Annotated in this window: 24 protein-coding genes; 14 read left to right on the plus strand and 10 right to left on the minus strand. The window is 71.4% G+C overall.

Annotated elements, in window-relative coordinates:
* Positions 1-13 precede the first annotated feature (13 nt).
* Genes HNR30_RS13735 through HNR30_RS13745 form a run of 3 tightly spaced genes read left to right on the plus strand, consistent with a single transcriptional unit; the run spans position 14 to position 2,993 of the window.
* Positions 14-991: a hypothetical protein gene (locus HNR30_RS13735; protein ID WP_181610228.1), complete on the plus strand. Its 978-nt coding sequence runs from the start codon at positions 14-16 to the stop codon at positions 989-991.
* Positions 988-2,139, plus strand: a complete 1,152-nt coding sequence (locus HNR30_RS13740) for an ABC transporter ATP-binding protein (protein ID WP_220133572.1) — start codon at positions 988-990, stop codon at positions 2,137-2,139. Before HNR30_RS13735 ends, HNR30_RS13740 begins: the two co-directional genes overlap by 4 nt.
* 5 nt (positions 2,140-2,144) lie before the next feature.
* A complete protein-coding gene (locus tag HNR30_RS13745; protein WP_220133573.1) occupies positions 2,145-2,993 on the plus strand; it encodes an ABC transporter permease subunit in 849 nt (282 codons plus the stop codon).
* 53 nt (positions 2,994-3,046) lie between these two features.
* On the opposite strand, the gene HNR30_RS13750 is transcribed toward HNR30_RS13745, so the two are convergent.
* Entirely contained in the window at positions 3,047-5,230 is a 2,184-nt protein-coding gene (locus HNR30_RS13750; protein ID WP_181610230.1) for a hypothetical protein, read from the minus strand.
* Positions 5,231-5,703: 473 nt separating this feature from the next.
* Between HNR30_RS13750 and HNR30_RS13755 the strand changes: the two genes are divergently transcribed.
* The gene (locus tag HNR30_RS13755; protein WP_181610231.1) at positions 5,704-6,969 is read left to right on the plus strand and encodes an MFS transporter; all 1,266 of its coding nucleotides are present in this window, start codon (positions 5,704-5,706) and stop codon (positions 6,967-6,969) included.
* Here HNR30_RS13755 and HNR30_RS13760 read toward each other — a convergent pair.
* The gene (locus HNR30_RS13760) at positions 6,953-7,759 is read right to left on the minus strand and encodes a PaaX family transcriptional regulator (RefSeq protein ID WP_312894395.1); all 807 of its coding nucleotides are present in this window, start codon (positions 7,757-7,759) and stop codon (positions 6,953-6,955) included. The genes HNR30_RS13755 and HNR30_RS13760 overlap by 17 nt on opposite strands.
* A 101-nt stretch (positions 7,760-7,860) precedes the next feature.
* On the opposite strand from HNR30_RS13760, the gene HNR30_RS47690 reads away from it, so the two are divergent.
* The 4 genes from HNR30_RS47690 to HNR30_RS13780 are packed head-to-tail and all read left to right on the plus strand — an operon-like array spanning position 7,861 to position 11,337.
* Complete coding sequence (locus tag HNR30_RS47690) at positions 7,861-9,162, plus strand: acyl-CoA synthetase (RefSeq protein WP_246378561.1); 1,302 nt, start codon at positions 7,861-7,863, stop codon at positions 9,160-9,162.
* Entirely contained in the window at positions 9,159-10,019 is an 861-nt protein-coding gene (locus HNR30_RS47695) for an SDR family oxidoreductase (protein ID WP_181610233.1), read from the plus strand. The genes HNR30_RS47690 and HNR30_RS47695 overlap by 4 nt, the downstream gene beginning before the upstream one ends.
* Entirely contained in the window at positions 9,971-10,885 is a 915-nt protein-coding gene (locus HNR30_RS13775; protein ID WP_312894397.1) for an amidohydrolase family protein, read from the plus strand. Before HNR30_RS47695 ends, HNR30_RS13775 begins: the two co-directional genes overlap by 49 nt.
* Positions 10,882-11,337 carry a MaoC family dehydratase gene (locus tag HNR30_RS13780; protein WP_181610234.1) on the plus strand — a complete coding sequence of 152 codons (456 nt, stop codon included), beginning with the start codon at positions 10,882-10,884 and terminating at the stop codon, positions 11,335-11,337. Before HNR30_RS13775 ends, HNR30_RS13780 begins: the two co-directional genes overlap by 4 nt.
* Here HNR30_RS13780 and HNR30_RS13785 read toward each other — a convergent pair.
* The 7 genes from HNR30_RS13785 to HNR30_RS13815 form a co-directional block, all read right to left on the minus strand.
* Entirely contained in the window at positions 11,328-13,466 is a 2,139-nt protein-coding gene (locus HNR30_RS13785) for a peptidase domain-containing ABC transporter (protein ID WP_181610235.1), read from the minus strand. The two genes, HNR30_RS13780 and HNR30_RS13785, sit on opposite strands and share 10 nt — an antisense overlap.
* Positions 13,467-13,478: 12 nt before the next feature.
* Positions 13,479-13,874, minus strand: coding sequence for a hypothetical protein (locus HNR30_RS13790; RefSeq protein WP_181610236.1), 396 nt, complete (start codon positions 13,872-13,874; stop codon positions 13,479-13,481).
* Complete coding sequence (locus tag HNR30_RS13795; protein ID WP_181610237.1) at positions 13,871-14,797, minus strand: TIGR04500 family putative peptide maturation system protein; 927 nt, start codon at positions 14,795-14,797, stop codon at positions 13,871-13,873. The genes HNR30_RS13790 and HNR30_RS13795 overlap by 4 nt, the downstream gene beginning before the upstream one ends.
* Complete coding sequence (locus tag HNR30_RS13800; protein WP_181610238.1) at positions 14,794-15,717, minus strand: MvdC/MvdD family ATP grasp protein; 924 nt, start codon at positions 15,715-15,717, stop codon at positions 14,794-14,796. The genes HNR30_RS13795 and HNR30_RS13800 overlap by 4 nt, the downstream gene beginning before the upstream one ends.
* Positions 15,718-15,769: 52 nt before the next feature.
* A complete protein-coding gene (locus HNR30_RS13805; RefSeq protein WP_181610239.1) occupies positions 15,770-15,925 on the minus strand; it encodes a hypothetical protein in 156 nt (51 codons plus the stop codon).
* A gap of 81 nt (positions 15,926-16,006) precedes the next feature.
* Complete coding sequence (locus HNR30_RS13810) at positions 16,007-16,822, minus strand: alpha/beta fold hydrolase (protein ID WP_181610240.1); 816 nt, start codon at positions 16,820-16,822, stop codon at positions 16,007-16,009.
* Positions 16,764-18,053, minus strand: a complete 1,290-nt coding sequence (locus tag HNR30_RS13815; protein ID WP_181610241.1) for a cation:proton antiporter — start codon at positions 18,051-18,053, stop codon at positions 16,764-16,766. Before HNR30_RS13815 ends, HNR30_RS13810 begins: the two co-directional genes overlap by 59 nt.
* Positions 18,054-18,211: 158 nt before the next feature.
* On the opposite strand from HNR30_RS13815, the gene HNR30_RS13820 reads away from it, so the two are divergent.
* The 6 genes from HNR30_RS13820 to HNR30_RS13845 are packed head-to-tail and all read left to right on the plus strand — an operon-like array spanning position 18,212 to position 22,203.
* Positions 18,212-18,952 carry a HalD/BesD family halogenase gene (locus HNR30_RS13820; protein WP_181610242.1) on the plus strand — a complete coding sequence of 247 codons (741 nt, stop codon included), beginning with the start codon at positions 18,212-18,214 and terminating at the stop codon, positions 18,950-18,952.
* Between the two features lie 29 nt (positions 18,953-18,981).
* On the plus strand, positions 18,982-19,974 hold the full coding sequence (locus tag HNR30_RS13825; protein ID WP_181610243.1) for a class I SAM-dependent methyltransferase: 993 nt from the start codon (positions 18,982-18,984) through the stop codon (positions 19,972-19,974).
* 1 nt (position 19,975) lies between these two features.
* Entirely contained in the window at positions 19,976-20,182 is a 207-nt protein-coding gene (locus tag HNR30_RS13830; protein ID WP_181610244.1) for an MbtH family protein, read from the plus strand.
* Complete coding sequence (gntD, locus tag HNR30_RS13835; protein ID WP_181610245.1) at positions 20,179-21,195, plus strand: guanitoxin biosynthesis L-enduracididine beta-hydroxylase GntD; 1,017 nt, start codon at positions 20,179-20,181, stop codon at positions 21,193-21,195. The genes HNR30_RS13830 and gntD overlap by 4 nt, the downstream gene beginning before the upstream one ends.
* Positions 21,196-21,206: 11 nt before the next feature.
* A complete protein-coding gene (locus HNR30_RS13840) occupies positions 21,207-22,013 on the plus strand; it encodes an SDR family NAD(P)-dependent oxidoreductase (RefSeq protein WP_181610246.1) in 807 nt (268 codons plus the stop codon).
* 28 nt (positions 22,014-22,041) lie between these two features.
* Positions 22,042-22,203 carry a hypothetical protein gene (locus tag HNR30_RS13845; RefSeq protein WP_181610247.1) on the plus strand — a complete coding sequence of 54 codons (162 nt, stop codon included), beginning with the start codon at positions 22,042-22,044 and terminating at the stop codon, positions 22,201-22,203.
* Positions 22,204-22,206: 3 nt separating this feature from the next.
* Here HNR30_RS13845 and HNR30_RS13850 read toward each other — a convergent pair whose 3' ends face one another.
* Positions 22,207-25,224 (minus strand): AfsR/SARP family transcriptional regulator, encoded by a 3,018-nt coding sequence (locus HNR30_RS13850; protein ID WP_181610248.1) that lies wholly within the window; start codon positions 25,222-25,224, stop codon positions 22,207-22,209.
* Positions 25,225-25,289 lie beyond the last annotated feature (65 nt).

Genomic DNA, 25,289 nt, shown 5'->3' on the forward strand with positions numbered 1-25,289 from the left:
GAGCTGAACCGTCATGCGTCATCCGGCTGAAGGCGTGCTGCGCCGACTGCTCGACGAGCCGGCCGGAGTGGCCGACTCCGACCGCCACCACATCCTGGAATGCCCGCAATGTCTCGGCGGGCTGGCGACCGCGCAGGAGGCGGGCGCGCCGGTACGGCGGGCCGGACGGCTGCGGGCGTTCCTGCGCAGCCCCGCCGTCGCGGTGCTGGCCGTCGCCGTCGTGCTGGGCGGCGGCGGTACGGCGGCCGCCAACGACTGGCTGCGGATCTTCCAGACGGAGCAGGTCGCCCCGGTGAGCTTCGACGCCGCCGACCTCGTCTCGCTGCCCGACCTGGGCGCCTACGGCGAGGTCACCGTGGAGAGCGACGGCGACGTGCACCGCGTCCCCGACGCGGCCACCGCGGCCCGGCAGACCAAGCTCACCGTGCCGAAGGTCGCCGACCTGCCGCGCGGGGTCGCCGGCGAGCCCGTCTTCCAGGTCGGAGGAGAGGCCAGGGCGACCTTCACCTTCTCGAAGGAGCGCGCGGAGCGGGCCGCCGCCGAGGCGGGCACGACACTGCCCGCGCTGCCACCCGGGCTGGACGGCAGTCAGGTACGGCTCGTCGCCGGGCCGGGGGTGGCCCAGCTCTGGGCGTCGTCAGCCGGGGCGCCCGCCCTCGTCGTCGGCCGTGCCGTCGCGCCGTCCGCGTTCTCGTCGGGCGTCGCGTTCGAGACCGTGCGCGACTACCTGCTGTCGGTCTCCGGGCTGCCCGAGGACGTCGCCGCCCAGCTGCGCACGTTCACCGGCGACGGCACCACCATGCCGCTGCCCGTGCCCGCCGAGCGCGTCACCACCTCGACGGCCGACGTCGACGGGACCACGGCCACGGTGCTGACCTCACGGGACGGGACCATGGCGGGCGTCGTGTGGGTCAAGGACGGGGTGGCGACCGTGGTCGCCGGCACCCTGGACGTGGAGGAAGTGCTCTCCATCGCCAGGAGCCTGCGGTGACCGTACCCGCCGGCCATACCACCGGCCATACCGCCGGCCGTACCACCGGCCGGGACGCCGCGACCTCGGCCCAGGCCGCGGCCCGGCTGGTCGCCGGGCTGCCGAAGTCGCCCGCCGTGTGGTGCTCGGGCCTGCGCAAGAGGTACGGCAAGCGCCAGGCCGTCGCCGAGGTGTCGCTGGAGGTGGAGCGCGGCCAGATCGTCGGCCTGCTGGGGCCGAACGGCGCCGGCAAGACCACGGTGATCAAGATGCTGCTCGGCCTGGTCCGCCCCGACGCGGGCGAGGTGATGCTCCTCGGCGCGCCCGCGACCGATCCTGCGGCACGCGCCCAGGTCGGGTACCTGCCCGAGCTCTTCCGCTACCAGCCCTGGCTGAGCGCGGCCGAGGTGCTAGCGCTCCATGTGCGGCTGTCCGGGATCGCCGTGTCCGCGCCCGAGCAGCACAGCTGCCTCGACCTCGTCGGCCTGGCCGACCGGGCGGGCGATCGGGTGGGCGGCTTCTCCAAGGGCATGCAGCAGCGCCTCGGGCTGGCGGTCGCCCTGGTGGCGCGGCCCCGGTTCGTGATCCTCGACGAGCCGACCAGCGCACTGGACCCGCTCGGCCGGGTCGACGTGCGCGACATCGTGCTGGGGCTGCGGTCGCGCGGCGTCGCCGTCCTGCTGAACTCGCACCTGATCGGCGAGGTGGAGCGGGTCTGCGACCGGGTGGTCATCCTCGACAAGGGCCGGGTCGCCGCTTCCGGGACGCTCGGCGAGCTGCTCGGGCAGCGGGAGGTGCGCCTGCGGCTGACCGGGCTCTCGCAGGAGGCGAGAGCGCGGCTGGCCGAGGCGGGCGAGGCCGTGGAGGACGACGGCTGGCTGACGGTGGCGCTGGCGGCCGGTGACGACGAGGCCGTCGTACCGGACCTGGTCCGCGACCTCGTCGGGCTGGGCACGCGGGTGCACGCGGTCGAGCCGGGGCGGATCAGCCTCGAGGAACGCCTGCTCGGCATCCTCCGCGCGGGAAGCAACGAGCCAGGAGGTGGCGAGGCCCGGGGCTTGTCCGGCGCGGACGTCGGAAACACAGACGGCCGGGGCTTGCCCGGCGCGGACGCCGGAGACGCGGAGGCCCGGGTCCTGTCCGGCGCGGACGACGGGGGCGCACGATGACGACGGTGCGGACGGTCACGGCCATGGCCGCGCTCACCCTGCGCGAGGCCGCCCGGCGGCGGGTGCTGCTGGCCCTCGCCGCGCTCACGCTCATGCTGCTCCTGCTGAGCGCCTGGGGCTTCTCCCGGCTCGCGGCCGAATCCAGCCTCGGCACGCTCACCACGGGCGAGGCCCGGCTGGCGGCTTCCCAGCTGCTCAACCTCGTGATGTTCGGCTTCAGCCTGATCGCCGCCCTGGGCACGGCCTTCCTGGCGGGTCCCACGCTGTCCGGCGAGACGGAGTCGGGCATCGCCCTGGCGGTGCTCGCGCGGCCGGTGCGGCGGGCGGCCGTCCTGCTCGGCAAGTGGCTGGGCCTCGTGGTGTTCGGCAGCGGCTTCGTCGCGCTCGCCGGGCTGGCGCAGTGCCTGATCGTCCACTGGACGGTGGGCTACTGGCCGCCGCAGCCGATCGCGGCCCTCGCACTGCTCGCGGCGCAGACGGTCGTGCTGCTCACGCTCGGCCTGCTGCTGTCGACCGTCGTGTCGCCGATGGCCTCGGGCGTGGTCGCGGTGGGCCTGTTCGGCGCCACGTGGGTGGCCGGGGTCGTGGGCGGGATCGGCCAGGCGCTCGGCAACGAGGGTGTGGCGAGCGTGGGAACCGTGTCGCGCATGATCCTGCCGACCGACGGCCTGTGGCGCGGCGCGATGCACGCCTTCCAGGACCCGTCGGTGCTGTCGAGGTTCGGCGAGGAGTTCAAGGGTTTCCCGTTCCTGAGCGAGGCGCCGCTGACGCCCGCCTACCTCGGGTGGGCAGGGGTGTGGGTGGCGATGATCTGGGGGCTGGCGGCGGTGTCGTTCCAGCGCCGGGATCTGTAGGACGGCCGCCGGCCGAGGGGCTGACGCCCCTCGGCCGGTCCCCTCCTGGCCGGCTAGAGCTGGTGAGCCTCGATGTAGAGGCGCTGGTGCTCGGCCCAGCGCGTGTCCCTGATCGTCGAGGAGACGTCGGCCGCGGGGCCGCCGAGCTCCAGCAGGTCGGCCTCCTCGCGCAGGCGGTCCACGCTGTCCTCCACGGCCGCCTTGATCCGGAAGTCGGCCGACCAGCGGTCGTCGCCCTTGAAGGTGAGCTCGTCCTCCAGGTCCACCGCCACGGCGCGGAGCGTCTTGGCGAACTCCAGCGGCAGGTCCCTGCGCTCGTCGGCCAGCAGTTCCAGCGTCTTGTTGAGCGCGCTGCGGTCGAAGGTCTTGTCCACGGTGGCGTCCAGGCCCTCGCCGTGGCCGGCGCGGTTGCCGGCGTCGACCGTGGCGAAGGGCAGCATGTTGCGGAAGGTCAGGTAGGAGCCCGCGCTCTCGCCCGACGTCGCGTCGGTCAGCGCGTCGAAGGCGGCCTGGAACATCGTCTTGAGCTGCCCGCCCTGCAGCTGCGCCAGCGGAAGGTAGCGGTCCAGCTTGATGATCTCGGCGGCCAGATCCTGCTCGACGAGCTCCTCGATCTTGTCGAGGCCGTCTTCGTCCGAGGCGACGCGCATGGCCTTCTTGACCGCCGTGCTCTGGATCACCCAGGCGGAGGTGTGGCAGCCCATGCCCGCGACTCCCGCGGGAGCGGGCGGCCTGCCGTTGACGTCGATACCGGTGCCCGCGGTGAAGGTCACCACCAGCGGGTCGCCGGTGTCGTCGCTCACCCACCCCTTGATGACGTCGGCGCCGACGTCGGGTATCGCGGGAAGCGTGTCCTTCTCCAGTTCCTTCTTCAAGGCCTCGAACAGCTTGGTGCCGGGCGCCCCCGCGAGCGCCGCCGCCTGCTTCGGGTGGAGCTTGAGCATCTCCGCGCGCAGCCGGGTGATCGCCGCCTCGGCGGGCGTGGGGTCCAGGAAGCCCGACATCCGCACGCTCTGCGGATAGGCGATCGCGCACAGCCGCTGGTGCTCGTGCAGCAGGTGCGACATGATCTTGGCGAACCGCTCGGAGGCGTCGGTCGCCTTGTTGGTCTCGCCTTGCGTCTCGGCCTTGGCCAGCACCAGGTAGTCGGCGATGTCCTTCCTGTAACCCTCGACGCGGGTCGGGTCCCCGAGGATGAGGACCAGCTGGTCGGCGACGTTCTTGATCGTGTTGGCGGCCTTCCACAGGTACTGCTGGGGCTTGCTGTCGTACAGTCGGGTCGCCAGCCGCTCGGCCTCCTCCTTGATCTGTGTCGGCTTCAACACGAACGACTTGCGCTGCTTGAGGTGCTTGGTCAGCTGGATGGCGAGCTTCTCCACCTCCTTGGTGTCGACCCGTGGCTGGTTGGCGGCCTGCTTGCTCAGCGCGTAGACGACCGCCGTCTCGCGCAGCGCCGCGTCGAACGAGAACAGCCGCCACAACGCGTCCCTGACCTGCGCCGGGTCGGGCGCCTTGACCGGCTCCGGCTCCGGCTCCGGCCGCGCGATGACCTCGGTGTCCGTCCTGGCCAGCACCGGTTTGGCCACGCTGGGGGTGTCGGCGACGACCTCCATCTCCGCCTGCTTGGCGAAGTGGCGCTCGCACTCCAGGACGATCTTGCGGTAGCGGCCCTCCGCCGACCCGGTGGAACGGTCCTTCAGGTTGCGCACGGTCGAGAACGGCAGGTAGTTCACGTAGGCCAGGTGGTGGGCGATCGCCGGGCCCAGCCTCTCGGCGATCTCGGCGGGCCTGCCGAGCCTCACGCTCTCGTCGGCCTTGTCCAGCCACTGCTTGGCGAGGTAGGCGGAGTCCTCCAGGCGCACCGCCCGCGCGTCGCTGTCGGCGAGCCATCGCAGCCGCTTGGTGTCGTCGGAATCGACGTCCGGCATCCAGCGCACGGCACTCTGGTGGGCCTCCTTGAGCCACGCGTAGGCTTCCGCCGGCGTCTTGCCGTACATCTCGGCCTTGATCACGTCCAGGTGCACCGCCCAGGCGATCGTGTGATCGCCCATCCTGCTGCCGAACGGCGAGGGCGTGCGGGGCGACGGGCTGATCTGCACCCGCCATACGCGCGCGTTGTCGTCGGCGAGCAGCACCGACGGGCGCAGGTGCACGGCGGTCACCCCTTCGTGCGGGGTGGGGACCAGCCCCTGTCCCGGCGGTTTCGGCTCCGCCTGCGACTTCTTCATGCGCTTCATCGCGCCCCTCCCTGATTGCCGGACCTCACTTCTCCCCCATGGGCTCGCACACGCGCAAGATTTCCGGCGGAACCGCTCATTACCGGCAATGGATCGATCCAATTTCTGACGACCTCAAAACAGCGTCATGGTGCCGACAACCCCCTGACGATTGCCGGTCGTCCCGGACCGGTGGGTGGGCCTGCTCGGCCTGCTCCCTCTCGCGCTGGGCGTCCGCGGGCTGCTCAGGCGGGGCGACGGCGGCGAGCAGCCGATGGCCGCCTCGGGGCTGCTCTCCGTCGCCCGGATCACGATCCGAAATCGTGCTCGGCCTGGTCATCCTGAGCGACCTCGTCATGCGAGCCATAGATTCGGCACATTCGCTATTGCCGTGGACATTGTGCCGAACTAGAACCTGGGGCACACTCACAACAACACTCGGCATGCTGTTGACGGCAGTTAACGCAACAGCCAAGACCCCAGAGGCAGCCCCCATGCCATCAACCCAGCTGAAAAGGGCCGTGATCTCCAGCTATCTCGGCAGCGTCATCGAGTTCTACGACTTCCTGCTCTACGCGACCGCCTCGGCGCTGGTCTTCAACAAGGTCTTCTTCTCCAGCCTCGACCCCGTCGCCGGGACGATCGCCAGCTTCGGCACCTTCGCCTCGGGCTATCTGGCCCGGCCGATCGGCGGCATCATCTTCGGGCACTTCGGTGACCGCCTGGGAAGAAAGCGCATGCTCATCATCACCATGATCATGATGGGGGTGGCCAGCGCGCTGATCGGGGTCCTGCCCACCTACGCGCAGATCGGGGTCTGGGCGCCGGTCCTGCTGGTCACCCTGCGCGTGCTGCAGGGCATCGCGCTCGGCGGCGAGTGGGGCGGCGCGGTGCTGATGTCGGCCGAGCACGCCACCTCACGCCGCGGCCTGTGGGCGGGCTTCACCAACGCCGGTGGGCCCAGCGGGCAGCTGCTGTCGACCGTGGCGATGTCGAGCACCGCCGCCATCGTGGGCGCCGAGGCCTTCCTGTCGTGGGGCTGGCGCATCCCCTTCCTTCTGAGCGTCGTGCTGCTGGGCGTCGGCCTGTTCGTCCGCGCCAAGGTCACCGAGACGCCGGTCTTCATGCAGGCCCGTCCCAAGGCGGGCGAGGCGGCGCCGATCGTCGAGGTCTTCCGCCGGCATCCGGGCAACCTCGCGCGGGCGATCGGGGTGGGCTTCGCCGCCTTCGTCGCCCAGGCGACGCTCACCACCTTCGTCATCGCCTACGCCGTCCAGGCCGGGTTCGAGCGGCCGACGGTGCTCAACGCGCTGACCATCTCGTCGGCGGGCGCGGTGATCGGGGTGCTGGCCTTCGCCTCGCTGTCCGACCGGATCGGGAGGCGGCCGGTGGTGGCCGCCGGCGCGATCATGATGGCGGTGGTCGCCTTCCTGCTCTTCCCGCTGATCAACAGCGGATCGTTCGTGCTGCTGACGCTGGCGGTGGTGCTGGGCCAGTCGATCGCGCACCCGGCGATGTTCGGCCCGCTCGCCGCCCTCTACAGCGAGCTGTTCGGCACCCGCACCCGTTACACCGGCGCCTCGCTGGGCTACCAGATCTCCGCGACCGGCGCGGGCCTGGCTCCTGTGCTGTTCGCGTCGCTGTCGAGCACCTTCACCATCTCGCTCATCGTCGCGGCGTGCTGCCTGCTGACCGTGGTGACGATCTACGCGACCCGCGAGACCAGCAGGGAGGAGCTCGGCGTCATGGCAGATCGATGAACTCCAGGCTGCCCGCGGCGACGCGGGCGGCCGGTTCACGGAAGGCCGCCGCCAGGTCGTGGAAGACCTCCTCGGCCTGCGGCGAGGGCCAGTCGTCCGGCAGGTGCTCCAGCGGCAGGCGGGGATCGTCGCGCACCAGCTGCAACCACTCGGCCTGCAGGAGCAGCTCCCGCACCAGGTCGTCGGGGAGCTCGGGCAGGGGCCTGCGCCGGTCCCACACCCGCAGGAAACGCCGGTAGCCGGCGGCCAGGCCGTCGAGGTCGAAGGCCTCGCCCACGAACTGCGCCGCCTCGGTCGGCTTGACCGTCTCGGCGACGAAGGCCCTGATGTGGGCGTCGAGCCGCAGGTCGGCCAGGAGCGCGGGCACGTCGACGATCGCGGGAGCGATCCACAGGCCGTTCTGCAACGGGCCGAATCCGCCCCACATCAGCCGCGAGCGCAGGTCGTGGCGCTGTTGCGTCCACGACTCGGGCAGCGAGAAGCCGATCAGGGTCCAGCGCCCGTCCCAGCCGCGGTTGACGGGGCTGGTGCGCCACATGCGCGTCGCGCCCTCCTCCAGGACCGATTCCGAGCGGGCCGTGAGTCCGAAATAGGCCTGGCGCCCCCTGCGGTGACGCTCCAGCAGGCCGCGCTGCGTCATCCGGGTGAGCGTGGAGCGGGTGGCCTCCTCCGAGACCCCCAGCCCTGCCAGCACGCCGATCACGCTTCCCGAGGAGACTGCCACGTGCTTGCCGAGCAGGTGGATGCCCAGGAAGGCGAGCAGGAGGGTCTGAGGCCGGAGCTCTGTCACCACCTCATTGTAGGGCACTCTTGCTTCTGCCGTAATGAGTGTGCCTAGTATGGGCCGTGCGAAACCAAGGCTTAGGCTCCTGGCCTGCCCGGCGAGCCCGGATGTCGCCGTCGAAGGTCGCGCTCACCCACGACGGCGGCCACACCACGTACGGCGAGCTCGCCGACCGCGTCAACCGGCTGGCGGCCGAGCTGCGCAGGCGTGGCGTGGACCAGGGCGACCGCGTCGCCTACCTCGGGCCCAACCATCCCGCGGCCGTCGAGACGTTCTTCGCCGCGGGGCTGATCGGCGCGGTCTACCTGCCGCTCAACATCCGGCTGAGCCGTCCCGAGCTCGACTACATCATCGCCGACGCCCGCCCGTCGGTGATCCTCGAGCCGTCGGGCGAGGAGCTGCCCGAGGCCGAGCCCATCGACGAGCCCGTCACGCTCGACGACCTGTGCCTGATCATGTACACCTCGGGCACGACGGGACGGCCCAAGGGCGCGATGCTGACGCACGCCAACCTGACCTGGAACGTCTACAACCACCTGATCGACATCGACCTGCGCTCCGACGACGTGACGCTGGTGACCGCGCCGCTCTTCCACATCGCCGCGCTCGCCCAGTCGTATCTTCCCACGATGATCAAGGGCGGCCGCGCCGTCATCATGCCGGCCTTCGACGCCGACAGGGTGCTGGAGCTCATCGAACACGAGCGGGTGACCTCCATGTTCGGCGTGCCCGCGATGTACACCTTCATCGCCCAGTCGGCGCGCTGGCCCGCCGCCGACCTGTCGAGCCTGCGCCTGCTGGAGTGCGGCGGCGCCCCGGTGCCCGAGCCGCTCATCCACACCTACCAGGAGCGCGGCCTGACGTTCCTGCAGGGCTACGGCATGACCGAGGCCGCTCCCGGCGTGCTCTACCTGCCGCCACAGGAGTCGGTGCGCAAGGCGGGCACGGCGGGCGTGCCCGCGTTCTTCACCGACGTACGGCTCGACGGCGGCGAGATCCTCGTCCAGGGCCCGAACGTGTTCGCCGGCTACTGGGGCGTCGACGAACCCGCGACCGAGGACGGCTGGTTCCGCTCCGGCGACGCCGCGGTCCAGGACGAGGAGGGCTTCTACCGGGTCGTCGACCGCATCAAGGACATGATCATCTCCGGCGGGGAGAACATCTACCCCGCCGAGGTCGAGAGCGCCCTGCTCACCCATCCCGGCATCGTCGACTGCGCGGTCGTCGGAGTGCCCGACGACAGGTGGGGCGAGGTCGGCAAGGCCTTCGTCGTCTCCACCGAACCGGTCGACGTGCTCGCGCACCTCGACGGGCGGCTGGCCCGCTACAAGATCCCCAAATACGTGGAGTTCGTGACGGCGCTGCCGCGCACGGCCTCCGGCAAGATCCTCAGGAGGGAACTCAAGTGAAGCTCGACGGCAAGGTGGCCGTGGTCACCGGCAGCGGCCGCGGACTGGGCCTCGCCTACGCCCGCGCCCTGACCGCGGCCGGGGCGCGGGTGGTGGTCAACGATGTCGACGCGGAGGCCGCCGAGCGGGCCGCCAGGGAACTCGGCGCCGTCGCCGAGGTGGGCGCGGTCGGCACCGCCGAGGTCGCCCAGGCGCTCGTCGACCGGGCGGTGGCTGAGTACGGGCGGCTCGACGTCATGGTCACCAACGCCGGGATCCTGCGCGACCGGGTGCTGTGGAAGATGTCGGACGAGGAGTTCGACGCCGTGATCGCTGTGCACCTGCGCGGCACCTTCACCTGCGTGCGCTCCGCCGTACGGCGCCTGCGCGAGCAGGGCACAGGCGGGCGGATCATCCTCGCGGGCTCGCCCGCCGGCCAGCGCGGCAACTTCGGCCAGACCAACTACGCCGCCGCCAAGGCGGGAATCGCCGCGATGGCCCGCACGTGGGCCATGGAGCTGGCGCGCGACGAGATCACGGTCAACGCGGTCGTGCCCAACGCCGCCACCGAGATGACCAGGACCATCCCAGCCTTCGCGCCCTACATCGAGTCCGGCGAGTTCCCCGACAGCCTGCGCAAGGGCGTCGGGTTCGGCACCCCGGAGGACTGCGCGGGACTCGTGGTCTACCTGGCCTCCGACGCGGCGGCCGGGGTGAGCGGCCAGTGCGTCGGCATCGGCGGCGACAGGCTCACGCTCTGGTCGCACCCCACCGAGATCAGCGCCGCCTACGCCGACGGCGGCTGGAGCGCCGAGGCCATCGCGGCCGCGTGGCCGTCGTCGGTCGGCGCCAGGCTCGAGACGTACGGCATCGCGTGATGGAGCTGTCGAAGCTCGTCGCCATCGACGTGCACACCCACGCGGAGGTCTCGGCATCGCGGCAGGAGTCGCTGTCCGACGAGCTGAAATCCGGCGCGTCCGGATATTTCGGAGCAGGGCAGCAACGGCCGACAATTGCCGAGATGGCGGCCTTCTATCGCGAGCGCAGCATGGCGGCGGTGGTCTTCACCGTGGACGCCGAGACCGCCACCGGCCACCCGCCCGTCCCCAACGACGAGGTGGCGCAGACCTGCGCCGACCACGCCGACGTCCTCATCCCCTTCGCCGGCGTGGATCCGTGGAAGGGCAAGATCGCCGTCGCCGAGGCCCGCAGGCTCATCGCGGAGTACGGGGTGCGCGGCTTCAAGTTCCACCCCAGCCTGCAGGGCTTCTTCCCCAACGACCCGATCGCCTACCCGCTCTACGAGGTGCTGGCCGAGGCCGGGGCCATCGCCCTGTTCCACACCGGCCAGACCGGCATCGGGGCGCGGGTGCGCGGCGGGGGCGGGATACGGCTGAAGTACTCCAACCCGATGTGCGTGGACGACGTGGCCGTCGACTTCCCCGACCTGCCGATCATCCTGGCCCACCCCTCGTTCCCGTGGCAGGACGAGGCGCTGGCGGTGGCCACCCACAAACCGCTGGTGCACATCGACCTGTCGGGGTGGTCGCCGAAGTACTTCCCGCCCCAGCTCGTGCAGTACGCCAACAGCCTGCTGCAGGACAAGGTGCTGTTCGGCTCCGACTACCCGCTCATCTCGCCGGACCGGTGGATGGCCGACTTCGCCGCGCTGCCCATCAAGGACGCCGTCCGGCCCAAGATCCTCAAAGAGAACGCCGCCCGACTGTTGGGATTGATGAAATGACCCTCGTTGTAGACGGACTCGCCGAGTTCAAGACCCTGCCCGGCACCGCGCTCGGCCCCAGCGACTGGATGGAGATCACCCAGGAGCAGGTCAACGCCTTCGCCGACGCCACTCACGACCACCAGTGGATCCACGTCGACGTGGAGAAGGCCAAGGCCGGGCCGTTCGGCGGGCCGATCGCGCACGGCTACCTGACCGTGTCGCTGCTCATCCCGCTCTTCGGGCAGCTCATCGCGGTCAAAGGGGTGTCGATGGGCGTGAACTACGGGCTCAACAAGCTCAGGTTCCCCGCCCCCGTGCCCGTCGGATCCCGCATCCGGCTGGCGGGGACGGTCGCCGCCGTCGAGGAGGTCACCGGCGGAGTGCAGGCGACCTTCGACTTCACCGTGGAGGTCGAGGGAGGCGCCAAGCCCGCCTGCGTCGCCCAGGCGATCTACCGCTACTACGCCTGAAAGGCGTGCTGGCCCGCCACCAGCTCCGCGTAGAAGCCGCCGCGGGCCAGCAGCGAGTCGTGGGTGCCGTGCTCGGCGACGCCGCCCTCGTGCATCACGAAGATCTGGTCGGCGTCGCGCACCGTGCTCAGCCGGTGCGCGATGACGATCCTGGTCTGCGTGTGCCATGACAGGTGCTCCTCGATACGGGCCTCCGTGACCGTGTCGAGGTGGCTGGTGGCCTCGTCGAGCACCAGCACCCTGGGACGGTTGAGCAACGCCCGCGCCAGCGCGATGCGCTGGCGCTGCCCGCCCGACAACCCGCCGCCCTCGGCCAGCACGGTGTCGTAGCCGAGCGGCATGGCCTCGATGTCATCGCGCACGCAGGCGAGCCCGGCCGCCTCGACCATCTCGTCCCAGGTGGCATCGGGCCTCGACAGGCAGATGTTCTCCCTGATGGTGCCGGTGAACAGGTGCGGCTCCTGGGTGACGACGCCGAAATGACGGCGTAGCGCCTGCCTGTCGAGCTTGCGCAGCGGGACCCCGTCGAAGCAGAGGTCGCCCTCGGTCGGGTCGTACAGGCCCAGCAGGATCCTGGCCAGCGTGCTCTTGCCCGACCCTGACCGGCCCACCAGCGCGACCTTCTCGCCCGGCCGTACCTTGAGCGAGACGTCCCGCAGTGTCCACGGGCTCTGGCTGTCGTAACGGTAGGAGACGCCGCGCAGCTCGATGTGCCCGCGCGGCACCAGGCCCGTCACAGGACCGCGCTTCTCCGGCTCCGACTCCATGATGTCGGCCAGCCGCTCGATGTAGGCGGCCGCCTCCTGCAGGGTCTGCAGGCTGCCGAGCAGCGAGCCGATCGGTACCAGCGCGGCCGACGCGAGCGCGCACAGCGTCAGCGTGGCGCCCAGGGTCGCCTGTCCCGACATCACCTGCCAGGCGCCCACCCACAGCAGCGCCATCGGCGCCAGGAAGCGCATGCTGTCGAGCGCGGTGTCCTGCATGTTCTCCATCACGCTCACCCGCGAATCGGCGTTGAGCTGCGCGGTGAACAGGTTGCGCCAGCGCCGCGCAGCCGCGTGCTCGGCGCCCGACGCCTTGAGCGTCTCCATGCCCTGGATGGCCTCGATCAGCTGGCCCTGCGCCGCGACGTTGGCGGCCAGCTCCCGCTGGGTGAGGTCGGCGTGCGCCCGCCTGGTGGCCAGCAGGAGTACAGCCTGCAGCGCGGTCAGGACGAGCAGGCAGATCCCGATGGCGGGGGCCTTGACCAGCACGATGGTGACGTAGCCGATCGCCAGCGGCCCGTCGAGCACGGCGGCGGTGACCTGTCCGGTGAGCAGCGAGCGCAGGGCGCTCACCCCGGCGCTGCGCTGCGTCAGATCGCTGGCGCCGCGGTGCACGAAATACCGGTACGGCAGGCTGACCAGGTGCCCGACGACCCGGGTGGTCAGCTGCGCGTCGGCCCTGATGCGCAGGTTCAGCAGCACCGACGAGCGCAGGTAGCCCAGCACGACGTGCATGAGCCCGACCACGGCCAGCCCCGCGCCCAGGACGGACAGCAGCCGGTCGGCGCCGGTCGGCAGCACCGTGTCGACCAGCGCCTGGGAGAAGCTCTGCACGAGCAGCCCAGCTCCCTGCAGCAGCAGCGACAGCAGCAGGATCTGGGCGAGCAGCCACCGCTGGCCGACGATCGCCGTGCGCGCGAAGTCCGACAACCAGGAGCGCTTGGGGCGCTCCACCCGCTGGAAGTGGTCGTCGGGGGCGAAGACCAGCAGCACTCCGGTGAAGGCCTCGTCGAACTCCTCGTGGCTGATCATGCGCCGGCCCTTGGCCGGGTCGACGATCCGCACGCCCGCCTTCGTCCAGCCCTCGACGACGACGAAGTGCTTGAACTCCCAGTGCGCGATGGCGGGCAGCGGCATCGACGGCACCTTGTCGGGCTCGACGCTGAACGCCTTGGCCTGCAGGCCGTACTGCCTGGCCGCGCGCAGCAGGGCCAGCGCGGTCAGTCCGTCGCGGCCGACGCCGGCGCGCTCGCCCACCTCGCGGACGGTGGCGTGGTGGCCGTGGTGGCTGAGCACCATGGCCAGGCAGGCGGCGCCGCACTCGGCCAGGCCGCTCTGCAGCCGCACGGGGACGCGGCCTCTCATCGGGATCTCCCTCTAGGACGTCTCGACCAGCTGGGCGAGCGTGCTGCGCCGGCCCGCCTCGACGAGGAGCGTGCCGCGGGTCCCGTTCTCCGGCAGGCCGTCGCAGCGGGGTGTGCCCTCGTCGAGCACGCACGGGATACGCCGGTCGCCGACGTGCAGCGTCGCGGCGCGCGCACCGGGTGGCACGTCGGCTTCGAGCCGGCCGGCCCGCACGACGGCGGGCACGCTGACGTGGTAGGGGACGGGAAGCAGGGCGAGCACCAGCAGCAGGATCACCAGCAACGCCGCGGTGATCCAGAACGCGGCCAGCTCCCAGGCGGGGGTGAGCCAGACCGGCTCGTGTCTCTCCTTCGGACCCTCCTGCCTGCGGCGCAGCGCCGAGACACGGAACAGGCTGCCCTGGCTCACAACCAGTGCCACCTGACGTCGGCGGCGGCGCGGCGGCCGGCCAGCCATGCGGTGTAGGCCGCCCTTCCGGCGGCGGCCAGCGTGTGCTCGTCGGCGCGGGCGGGCAGGCGTTCGTGGACGACGCCGGTGACGAAGCCGTGCTCGTGCCGCGCCGCGTCGACGCGGTCGGCGGAGCGCAGCGGCTGCGGCAGCGCGCTGACCGGCACCTCCACCGGCTCGGGCAGCGGTCCGTCCTGCGGCCAGGGCGACAGCGACCACACCCAGCTCGCCCGCGCGGTCCCGAACTGCTCCGGGTGCGCGGCCAGGTAGCCCGCCGCCAGCTCGCTCTCCTTGCGCCGGCGCAGGCGCCGCTGCCTGGCCAGCACCTCCAGGTGGTCGGCGAAGGCCGCCTGGTCCATGCCCATCGCGGCCAGCCAGTCCAGCGTCGCCTCCCGGTCGTGCAGCCCCCGGGCGCGGCGGAAGGCGTCGGCCGTCGCCTGCAGCTCCTCCTCCGACAGCGGCTCGGTGTCGGCGGCGGCGTCGTTGCGGGTCAGGCACAGCTCGACGATCTCGGCGTGCGGGTCCAGCCCCGGCCTGGTCAGCGAGCGCAGCATCAGCAGCGCGTCCGGCAGCGACAGGTCCGCGCCGTCCACGGTGACCAGCTGGCCGGCGGCCCAGTGCGTGGAGTGGTCCTCCAGCCAGGGCAGCCCGTCGTCGGGCTGCACCGACACCGCGATCGTCCCCCGTCCCGGCCAGTCGAGCAGCAGGTCGTAGTCGACGAGGGGGCTGCCGGGCCGCTCGGCCACGACCAGTTCCGCGCCGTAGCCGGGATGGCGCTCCGCCCATGCGGCCGCCGCCTCGCGGGCCGCCCCCGCGGCCTGCCTGCGGCGGGTGAGCGTTCCGAGCAGCTCGACCGCGTCTCCCAGCACCTCGCCCAGGTTCACGCGGTGTCCTTCCGTACGGCCGCGGCCAGCCAGTCGGCCACCGCGTCGCTGATCGGCACCCCGGCGAGCCGCTCGTGCCCCTCCCACTGGCCGTTGGGGTTGAGCTCCAGGAATACGTACTCCCCCTCCGGCGTGCGGATCAGGTCGATGGCCCCGTAGGCGAGCCCGAGCTCCCGGGTGAGCTCGCGGCACCGGTCGGCCACGTCGGCGGGCAGGTCGTGCGGCGAGTTGCGCACGCGGGAGCTGTCGGCCAGCCGCCAGTCCACCCGCGTGGTCCTGGCCGCCTGCGAGTCGATCTCGACGGGGAAGACCCGCTCGCCGACGACCGTCACCCGGATCTCGACCGACTTCTCGACGTACGGCTGGAGCGTGACCGGCTCGTGCCGCAGCCGATGCCGCGACGCCAGGTGCCTGCGCGACACGAGCGTCGTGTAATAGAGATGTTCCTCGCCGTCGACGCTGATCGCCCGCCTGCTCGGCGGCTTGGCGATGAGCCGCCCGTTCGCCCGCGCGTAGGCCAGGCCCAGCTCGTGCGGGTCGCTGGTGACGGTCGTCTCCGGGATGCGCAGCCCCAGCCGGGCGGCGAGCGCCAGCTGGGCGAGCTTGTTGTCGGCCCGTGCCTCCCGCGACGGGCTGCACGGGAACCAGGTCGCCGGGAGCAGCTCCCACACGTCGGTGAGGAACGAGGCCCAGATCTGTCCGGCCGGCCGGCCGGGCCTGCGCACCCACACGGCCGAGACCTCGGCCAGGTCGGTCCTGCCGAGCCGTACCCCGATCTCCGAACCACGGACGGTCGCGGTCAGGCGGTGGCCGCTGTCGCCCGGATCCCACATCAGGGAGTCCACGCCGCGCCGCGCGAGCTTGGGCAGCACCAGGTCGACGGTGGTGTCGCCGCGCCTGCTGAGTATGAGCAGCATCATGTTTCCCCGGCGTCAAGGCCCGGGGCGCCGGCTCGGCGCCCCCGGCCGGCGACTACATCTTCTCGCAACGCCCGGTGTTGTCCGAGCAGATGTAACCCTCGCGCGGGATCGTGATCGCCGGGCGGCCGCCGGACACCAGGCCGAGCTCGCTCTCGTTCAGCTCGGCGTCGACGTTCGCCGGGGTCAGGTCCTCGATGCGGACGGTCATCTCTTCGTTCTCCTCCTTGAGGGCCGGGCGGTTTCCCGGCTGAGGAGAGCTTCACCCCCAAGAGTTGGGGATCACTTGCGCCTAGCTTGGACGGGTGCGGCCGGTGACCGAGAGGAAGTCCACGATCAGGGAGTTCACCTCGTCGGGCTGCTCCAGATATCCGTAGTGACCGCACTTGGCGACCCGCGCGTAGCCGGCGCCCGCGATCGCCGTGGCGACCTCCTGCCCGAGGTGCGGCGGCGTGATGAGATCGTCCTCGAAGGCGACGACCAGGCAGCGTCCCTCGATCGTGCGGTAGTCGTCGAGCCGGTTGTCGATGATCTCCAGCTTGCTCTGGGCGCGCATGACGGCCTTGGAGGTCGGGAACAGCTCGAACAGGTCGAGCCAGTGCCGGGCGTTGCTCTCGTCGTTGAGCGTGTGCGGCGACAGGCTCAGCACGGCGCGCAGGGCCGCGCCGGAGGCGGCGGGCAGCTCGACCGGGCCGAAGTTCAGCTCGGCCTCGGCTTCCGCGAGCCTGGCGCGGAAGTGGTCGGGCCGTCCGCGCGTGGCCATCAGCACGGCCGCCTCCACGAGTTCGGGCCGCTGGAGCATCAGTTCCTGCACGACGTGCGCGCCCATCGAGACGCCGACGAAGCGGCTGCGCCCGCCGCACAGGGTCTCGGCCAGCCCGGCGAGGTCGCCGACCAGGTCGTCGATCTCGGGTGGCGGCCCGGGGACCGGCGACAGGCCGCGGTTGTCGAAGGTGATGACGCGGAAGCCCGCGGCCAGCAGGGCGGGCACCTGGTGCAGGTGCCAGATGTGGCCGGGGCCGCCGGTGCCCATCACCAGGATGACGGGATCACCTGTGCCCTGGTCGGTGTAGGTCAGGCTGGTCCCGTTCACTCTCGCCACGGCCATGCCGTACTCCGTTCCGCTCGTCGAAGGTCTGGCGCGCGAAGGCCGCCCGCAGCAGCGGAGGCGCCATCAGGGAGGTGGCCACCGCGATCAGGACGATGATCGAGTAGGTGGCGGGCGTGAGGATGCCCAGCCTGAGCCCGACGGTGGCGACGATGATCTCGATGAGGCCCCGCGAGTTGAGTCCCGCCCCGATGGCGAAGGACTCCCAGCGAGGTATGCCGCTGGTGCGGGCGCCGATGTAGCCGCCCGCCAGCTTGCCGCCGACGGCCAGGACCAGCAGTCCCGCCGCGGCCAGCGCGACCACGGGGTCGCCGAGCGCCGCGAGGTCCAGGTGCAGCCCGGCGAAGGCGAGGAAGACCGGGGCGAGGACCGCGATGACGGCCGTGCGCAGGGTCTCCAGGTGCTTCATGCCCTCGCCTCTGGCGGCCCCGGCGACCAGCCCGCCGGCGAAGGCGCCGACGGCCGGTTCGAGTCCCGCGAGGTGGGCGGCGAGGGCTCCGGCGATGATCAGGATGGCGGAGGTGGTCATGGTGGGGGCCTGCTCGGCCGTGCTCAGCACGCGTCCGGCCAGCGGGCGCAGCAGGAGGGCCACCAGGAACATGGCCGCGAGCCACACCACCGTCATGCCGAGCGCGCCGGGGTCGACGCCGCTGGTGGCGGCAGCCCCGACGACCGCGAGCAGGATCCAGGCGACGGCGTCCTGGCAGGCTCCCGAGGCCAGGGTGAGCTGGCCGACCCGGTGTCCGATGAGTCCGAGGTCGTTGAGGGTGCGGGAGATCACCGGGATCGCGGTGACGCAGAGCGCCACGCCGAGGTAGGCGGCGAAGGTGAGCCTGTCGCCCTCGGGGCCCATCAGTGCGGCGGGCACCACGTAGCCGGCGGCGGCGCCGAGCGCGAGCGGCAGGAGCATCGCCCACGCGCTGATCCTGACCAGGGTGCCCGCCTGCGCGCGCAGCCTGCCGAGGTCGAGCTCGGCGGCGGCGAGCCCGACGACCAGGAGGATCCCGAGCTGGGCGACGGCGTCGATGAGCGCACCCGAGCCCGGCTTCGGCAGCCACGACGCCCAGCCCGGCGCCAGTTGGCCGAGCACGGACGGCCCGAGCAGGACCCCCGCCGTCAGCTCGCCGACGATCGCGGGCTGGCCGAACCGGACGGCCAGCCGCCCCAGCAGGACGGCCAGGGCCAGGATCACGACGAGCTGCAGCAGGAACAGGGGGACGCCGGTGAGCATGGCGACAGCGTAGGAAGCCCTTGTGCGGCCCCGGCCAGGCTGACGGACGAATGGCGAGAAAGCGCCACAACACCGTCAAGCGCTTCTCCGCCCCTCACCGGCAGACCTACCGTCCGAGACAGCGAGATCCCCCTCAGGAGAAGCGAAGGATCCCCGCAGTGAATGCCCGAATTGTGCAGGAGCTGAATCAGCACGTACGACACTCCGCCTTATCCGGCGAGGTGGCGGCCGCTCGGCGCGGATTCGCTGAGCGCGGGTTCGCGAAGGCGTCGTTCCTGGTGCCCGCGAGCGTCAAGCAGGCCGTCGCCGACGACGTGCTCTCCCTCATCGAGGAATCCGGGGTCCGGCGCGACCTCAGATTCAAGGAAACCGGCGACACACCTCGCCGGATGCGCAACGTGACGCGATCGGAGATCGCCACGCGCAGTGCCGTCATCCCCGCCGTCTACGAGTCGGAGGCCCTCATCGGCCTGCTCGGCGAGATCGTCGACGAACCCGTCCTCGTGTGCCCCTACGAGCCGGAGCAGTACGTGATCACCCGCCTGGAACACACGGGTGACACCCACGGCTGGCATTGGGACGACTACAGTTTCGCGCTCGTGTGGGTGGTGCAGTGCCCGCCACCCGAGCACGGCGGTTTCGTCCAGTGTGTCGCCGGCACCACCTGGGACAAGAGCAACCCCGCCATCCACAGGGCCCTGCTCGACAACCCGACCTGGTCGTTCGAGGTGGGCTCAGGCGACCTCTACGTGATGCGCACCAACACCACTCTGCACCGCGTCTACCCGATCACCGCCGGCGTGCGGACGATCATCAACATGGGGTACGCGTCCAAGTCGGACCTGGAGTCGTCCCTGTCCCACGAGACCATGGACGCGCTGTGGGCGGAGCAGGTGTGAGCACGATGCCGACCGAAATGGAGAACCCGATGCACACGGCTTTCACCCGCGGCCCGGTCGCCGACATCTTCTCGTCGTACCTCGTCGCCGTGTCGCTGTCCGCCGCCAGCGAGCTCGGCGTCCTCGACGCGCTCAGGCAGCAGGGAAGCTACTCGATCGAGAAGGCCGGCACCGACGGGCTCGACACCCGGCTGGTCCGGCAGCTCCTGGTGACCCTCTCCTGGGCGGAGATCGTCGAGGTCGCCGAGGACAAGGCGGTCATCGGCCCGCGCTTCGATCAGGCCTGGGACGCTCGCGGCTACTTCTACTGGATGGTGCGCGGCTGCGGGGAGCTGTTCTCCGTGCTGCCGGGCGTGACCAGGACCAGGGCCCGCGTCGGCGACTACTACACCAGGGACATGCGCGCGGTCGCCGTCGGCTCCAAGCTGATCGGCGAGACCGAGGTCGAGCCGCACTTCGTCGAGCTGCTCGGCGAGCTGGACTACAAGGTCATCACCGACCTCGGCTGCGGATCGGGCCAGCGGCTGATCGGCGCGGTCTCCCGCCGCCCCGGCGTGCGCGGCGTGGGCGTCGACATCGCCCCTGCGGCCGTCGATCTGGCCAGGAACTCGGTGGAGCAGGCCGGCCTGTCGGACCGGATCACGATGGTCTCCGGTGACGTGCGCAACCTGGAGCCGCTGCCCGAGTTCGCCGACGTCGACCTCATCACCTGCGTCTTCCTCGGCCACGACTTCTGGCCCAAGACCACCTGCGTGGAGGGCCTGCGCAAGCTGCGCACCGCCTTCCCCAACGCGCGCAGGCTGCTGCTGTGCGACGTGGTCCGCAGCGAGGAGCCGCCCGGCGCCGACACGACGATCTTCACCCTGGGATTCGAGCTCGTCCACGCGGCGATGGGCGTCTACCTGCCCACCAGGTCGGAGTGGTACGAGGCGTTCCGCGAGTCCGGCTGGGTGCTGAACGGGGAGCGCGACTTCGCCGCGCCGCCCCTCGGCATCCTGTTCGACCTGAGCCCGGAGAGCTGACATGAGCAACCCGTTCGACGACGAGAACGGCTCCTTCCTGGTGCTGGTGAACGCCGAGGAACAGCACTCGCTGTGGCCGTCGGCCTTCCCGGTCCCCAGCGGCTGGGACACCGTCTTCGGCCCGGCCCCGCGCGCCGAGAGCCTGGAGTACGTCGAGAGCAACTGGAGCGACATCCGTCCCGCCAGTGTCAGGAGCACGCTGGTATGAGCGCGGAGACGGTCGAATACCTCCTCGACGGCAAGGAGGTGGACGCGATCACGGCCGTGGCCGAGCGAGTCAGGGTCCTCGGAGAGGATCCCGCCGACCCCGGCTTCTTCGACCGCTGCTGGCACATCCGCGAGGAGCTGCCGGTCGGGCTGCGCCGCTTCCTGGAGGACTTCCGCCGCACGGAACCGGCCGGCATGTGCCTCGTCCACGGCTTCCCCGTCGACGACGAGGCGGTCGGCCCCACACCCGGCCACTGGTCGGCGCCGGGCCAGTCGGCCGCCGCGAGCGACGCGGAGATCTACCTCGCCCTGTGCGGGATGGTGCTGGGCGAGCCGTTCGCCTGGTCCACCCTGCAGGCGGGGCGGATGGTCCAGAACATCGTGCCGATCCCCGGCGACGAGATGCACCAGAGCGGCCACGGCAGCCAGTCGTTGCTGGAGTTCCATACCGAGGACGGCTTCCACCCGCTGCGCTGCGACTACCTGCTGCTGTTCGGGCTGCGCAACCACGACGCCGTGCCGACGACCGTCGCCTCGGTGCGCGATCTCGAACTGTCGCAGGACCAGGCCGGGCTGCTCTCGCGACCGCGCTTCCACATCCTGCCCGACGACGAGCACCTGCGGCAGCTGGAGGCGAGCCAGCCCGGCCATCCCGCGCTGGCCCTGATGCGCGAGATGCGCCGGAGCCCCGAGGCCGTCTCGGTCCTCATCGGCGAACCGAGCCGGCCCTACCTGCGGCTGGACCGGCCCTTCATGACCTGCGTGGACGGCGACCAGGCGGCCGAGAACGCGCTCGACGCGCTCGTGGCCGAGCTGGAGGCCAAGCAGCAGGACGTCGTCGTGGGGCAGGGCAGCCTGCTGATCGTCGACAACTACCTGGCCGTCCACGGGCGCAAGCCCTTCACCCCGCGCTACGACGGCACCGACAGGTGGCTGAAGAAGCTGACGGTCAGCAGGAACCTGCGCAGATCCATCGGCAACCGGGCGACCGCCAGCCCTCGGGTGATCTTCTAAGGGGCCATGCCATGCGTACTGTGGTCATCACCGGCGCGTCCAGCGGGATCGGATTCGCCACCGCCGAGCACTTCGCGCGCTCCGGCGACGCCGTCTTCAACCTCGACGTGCAGCCGCCCATCGCGCCGCCGGACCCGGGCGTCACCTGGATCGAGGCGGACGTGACCGACTGGGCGGCGATGGAGGCGGCCGTGTCGGGTGTGTGGACCGAACACCGCCGGCTCGACGTGGTGATCGCCAACGCCGGCATCAGCGTCAGGCACGGCGTGCTCGACCTCGACGAGGCGACCGCCCGCCGGGTCGTGGACGTGAACCTGCTGGGCGTGCTGGGCCTGTGGCGCTGCGCGGCCGGCTACATGACCAGTCAGGGGCACGGCGTGCTGCTGGCGACCGCCTCCGTCAACGCCTCCCGCGGATTCCCGTACTACGCCGACTACAACGCAACGAAGGCGGGCATTTTGGCGCTGTGCCGCACTTTCGCGATGGAGCTCAGCCCGCACATCAGGGTGGCGTGCGTCAGCCCTGGAGCGGTGTTGACGCCCATGCAGGAGGCGGAGTACACACCGAAGATGCTCGAGGACGTCAACCGGTCCATCCCTCTCGGCAGGCACGCCCAGCCCTCGGAAATCGGGGCGGCCTTCCACTTCCTGGCCTCACCTTCCGCCGCGTTCCTCACCGGGCAGGAAGTGGTCGTGGACGGCGGCGAGACCGCCGGCGCCACCACGACCGCCTTCTGCACCGGCGGCACCACGGACGTACCGGGGCCAACCGCCTGGTCGCTTCCCGCGACCTTCCCGGCAGGCGATCTCACGCACTGAACCACCGAACCCTGTGAAAGGACCTCCGATGAAGCGTCGCATCGCCCTCGCCACCGTCGTGGCCGCATTCTTCACCGCCCTGATCGCGGCACCCGCCCAGGCCGACGGCGGCTGGCCCGAGGGCGGCGGGCCGGACAGCGGGATCGGCAACTTCCACTGGACCGGGAAGGTGTTCGTCCGCCTCCGCTGAGCCTCAGCTCTCCTCCTTGAGCAGGGCGGCCGCGCGGGCCCACAGCTCGTGCGCTCCCTGGTCGTTGTTGAGCATGGCCTCCGTGGCCGCCAGGGCCTCCAGGGCCCGCACGTGCCAGATTCTGGCCCCGAGTTCCTCGAAGATCCTCGCGGCCAGGGTCAGGCTCTCCCTCGCGGACGCGGCGTTCCCCGTACCGAAGTGGAGGTTGCCCAGGGCCAGCGAGGTGACCCCCACGACGAACTGCTCGCCGACCCGCAGGGCGATCTCCCGTGAGGTGAGCAGCGCCTTCTCCGCCTCGTCGGTACGGCCCTGCTGGGCGTAGGTCTCGCCCAGCACCCGCAGCACGTACGACTCTCCCACGACGTCACGCAGCTGGCGCACCGTCTCCAGCGCCTTCTCCAGCGTCTGGCGCGCGGCGTCTATGCGCTGGGTGCGCAGCAGCACCTCGCCGAAGCGGTACAGCGCCTGGGCCAGGCCGCGCTGGTAGCCGATGTCCTCGAAAGTGCTGACCGCCGCCCTGAGCAGGTGGTCGGCCTCGCCGTACGAGCCCTTCTCCAGCAGCACCTGGGCGGTGCTGGCCAGGACGTGGGCCTGCGCGGCACGGTCACCGGCCGCGCGCAGCATCTCCTCCGCCCGTTCGTAGCGTTCCAGGGCCAGCTCGAACCGGCCGGCGATGCGGTCGAGCAGTGCGAGGTTGCGCAGGGCCAGCGCGCTGCCGTGCTCCTCCCCCTGCTCCTCGAACATGCGGCGGGCCTGCAGCAGGAGGCGCTCCGCGTCGTCGTAGCGCTGCCGGAACAGCTCAAGGCTGCCCAGGCCGTAGATCATGGCGGCCTCGCCGCGGGCGTCGGCGTCGCGGCGGGCGGCGGCCAGGGCGAGCTCGTGCGTGGAGCGCCAGTCGTCGAAGTAGCTGCGCGACTCGAAGAAGGTCGCCGACGTCATCGCCAGGTCCCAGCACAGCGCGCGGCCGCCGGCCCCGGCAGCCTGGCCGATGACCGCCAGCAGGTGCGGGCGCTCGGCCTCGAACCATTCGATCGGGTCGGGCATCAGCCTGTCGATCACGGTGCTGGGCAGCCGGTAGCGCTCCGCCGTACCGTGCAGGACGGCGAAGTCCCCGCCGAGCAGCCGGGCGTGGGCGGCCTCGACCAGTCCGAGCCAGCAGCCGAGCGCCCGGCGAAGGGCGGCGTTGCGTTCCTGCTCGCTCTCCTCGGCCATGACGCGCTCGCGGGCGTACAGGCGCATCAGGTCGTGGAAGCGGTAGCGTGCCTGGCCGCCGGATCTGGGCTGGCTCAGCTCCAGCAACTGCGCGTCGACGAGCTGCTCGATCAGGTCCTGGGCCCGGTCGGGGTCCACCTCCAGCAGGGCGACGCCCAGCCACGGGCCGAACTCCGCGACATCGAGCAACGCCAGCCGCCTGAACATGATGGCCACCTGCGGCGCCAGGTCGCGGTAGCTGAGGATGAACTTGGTGCGCAGGTCCACCTCGCCCTGGCTGAGCTCGTCGAGCCTGCGGCTCTCGTCGGTGAGCCTGGCGACGAGGTCGGCGCTGGTCCACGACGGCCGTACGGCCAGCCGCGCGGCGGCGACGCGCAGCGCCAGCACGAGCCCGCCGCACAGCTCGCTGAGGCGCCTGGCCCCTTCGGGGTCGGCGTGCACCCGCTGCTCGCCGGCGATGCACGCGAGCACGTTCACGCCCTGCTCGGGCGGCAGCACGTCCAGGCGGAGCGGGGTGGCGCCCTCCAGCGTGATGAGCCCGGCGAGCTGGCCGCGGCTGGTCACCAGGACGGCGCAGCCCGGCGCGCCGGGTAAAAGGGGCCTGACCTGGCTGGAGTCGCGGGCGTTGTCGAGCACGAGCAGGAGCTTGCGCCCGGCCAGGACGCTGCGGAACAGGGCCGCGCGCTCCTCCAGCGTGGCCAGGGGATGCTGACGGGTGACGTTCAGCGCCCGCAGCAGGGTGTCGAGCACGTCGAAGGGCGAGACCGGCGGGCCCGTCTCGGAGAAGCCGTTGAGATCGACGAAGATCTGACCGTCGGGGAAACGGGAGGCGACACGATGCGACCAGTGCACCGCCAGGCCGCTCTTGCCGACACCGCCCATCCCGGTGATGACGGCGACGAACGGCCGGCCCGCCCCTGTCTTGGTGTCGAGGAGCTCGTCGAGCCTGGCGATCTCCTCGTCGCGGGCGACGAAACCGGTCACGTCCGGCGGGAGCTGGGCGGGAACGGCCGGCGACGACTCGGGCGCGGCACGTTCCACCGCGAGGCGGCCCTGCCGCTGCCCGGTCTCGCCGCGCAGGATCGCCTCGTGCAGTTCGGCCAGCTCGGCACCGGGTTCGAGACCCAGTCTCTCGATGCTGAGCCGGTAGCCCTCCTGGTAGACCGCGAGGGCCTCGGCGCGACGTCCCGCCCGGCTCTGGGCCAGCATGAGCAGTCCGCGCAGGCGTTCGCGCAGCGGGTAGGCCGCGACGAGCGCGACCAGCTCTCCGACGATCTGGAGGTCGCGCGACAGTTCCAGCTCGACCTCGAAGAACTCCTCCAGGATGGCCAGGCGCCACTCGCCGAGCCGCTCGGACTCCGCGCGCACCAGCTCGCCCTCGACCCCGGTCAGCGGGTCGCCCCGCCACACGGTCAGCGCGCTCGACAGCTGTTCCGAGGCCTTCTCCAGGTTGCCCGCCATCCTGGCCGTGCGGGCCTGGCGCAGGGAGACCTCGACCTCCTTGATGTCGAACCTGTCGTCCTCGGCCAGCCGCAGCAGGTAGCCGGAGGAGGCGGTCACGATGGGGTCGTGGGCCACCCCGGCCGCGGCGAACTCGCGGCGCAGGCCCGACACGCAGATGGCCACCTGGTTCCTGGCGGTCACCGGAGGGTTCTCGCCCCAGATCGCGGCGCTCAGCCGGTCGGTCGAGACGACTCTGCCCACGTTGAGCAGCAGGGTCGCCAGGACGGTCCGCCGGCGTGATCCGCCCAGCGAGATATGCACGTTTCCCGTGACCGCTGTCAGCGGACCAAGGACACGAAACTCCATGCACCCACCCACTGGCTCGTCTCAGCCGGGCCCTAGGAAGATCGTACGATATCCACCTATAGGGG

It is taken from the genome of Nonomuraea soli, from assembly GCF_013761175.1.
Classification (GTDB): domain Bacteria; phylum Actinomycetota; class Actinomycetes; order Streptosporangiales; family Streptosporangiaceae; genus Nonomuraea; species Nonomuraea soli.

What these genes read in the sequence shown, in the direction of transcription:
- HNR30_RS13735 (WP_181610228.1), top strand. Translation starts at nt 14, where the DNA reads ATGCGTCATCCGGCTGAAGGCGTGCTGCGCCGACTGCTCGACGAGCCG.
- HNR30_RS13750 (WP_181610230.1), bottom strand. Translation starts at nt 5,230, where the DNA reads ATGAAGCGCATGAAGAAGTCGCAGGCGGAGCCGAAACCGCCGGGACAG.
- HNR30_RS13755 (WP_181610231.1), top strand. Translation starts at nt 5,704, where the DNA reads ATGCCATCAACCCAGCTGAAAAGGGCCGTGATCTCCAGCTATCTCGGC.
- HNR30_RS47690 (WP_246378561.1), top strand. Translation starts at nt 7,861, where the DNA reads ATGTCGCCGTCGAAGGTCGCGCTCACCCACGACGGCGGCCACACCACG.
- HNR30_RS13780 (WP_181610234.1), top strand. Translation starts at nt 10,882, where the DNA reads ATGACCCTCGTTGTAGACGGACTCGCCGAGTTCAAGACCCTGCCCGGC.
- HNR30_RS13785 (WP_181610235.1), bottom strand. Translation starts at nt 13,466, where the DNA reads ATGAGAGGCCGCGTCCCCGTGCGGCTGCAGAGCGGCCTGGCCGAGTGC.
- HNR30_RS13800 (WP_181610238.1), bottom strand. Translation starts at nt 15,717, where the DNA reads ATGATGCTGCTCATACTCAGCAGGCGCGGCGACACCACCGTCGACCTG.
- HNR30_RS13805 (WP_181610239.1), bottom strand. Translation starts at nt 15,925, where the DNA reads ATGACCGTCCGCATCGAGGACCTGACCCCGGCGAACGTCGACGCCGAG.
- HNR30_RS13810 (WP_181610240.1), bottom strand. Translation starts at nt 16,822, where the DNA reads ATGGCCGTGGCGAGAGTGAACGGGACCAGCCTGACCTACACCGACCAG.
- HNR30_RS13815 (WP_181610241.1), bottom strand. Translation starts at nt 18,053, where the DNA reads ATGCTCACCGGCGTCCCCCTGTTCCTGCTGCAGCTCGTCGTGATCCTG.
- HNR30_RS13825 (WP_181610243.1), top strand. Translation starts at nt 18,982, where the DNA reads ATGCACACGGCTTTCACCCGCGGCCCGGTCGCCGACATCTTCTCGTCG.
- HNR30_RS13830 (WP_181610244.1), top strand. Translation starts at nt 19,976, where the DNA reads ATGAGCAACCCGTTCGACGACGAGAACGGCTCCTTCCTGGTGCTGGTG.
- gntD (WP_181610245.1), top strand. Translation starts at nt 20,179, where the DNA reads ATGAGCGCGGAGACGGTCGAATACCTCCTCGACGGCAAGGAGGTGGAC.
- HNR30_RS13840 (WP_181610246.1), top strand. Translation starts at nt 21,207, where the DNA reads ATGCGTACTGTGGTCATCACCGGCGCGTCCAGCGGGATCGGATTCGCC.
- HNR30_RS13845 (WP_181610247.1), top strand. Translation starts at nt 22,042, where the DNA reads ATGAAGCGTCGCATCGCCCTCGCCACCGTCGTGGCCGCATTCTTCACC.
- HNR30_RS13850 (WP_181610248.1), bottom strand. Translation starts at nt 25,224, where the DNA reads ATGGAGTTTCGTGTCCTTGGTCCGCTGACAGCGGTCACGGGAAACGTG.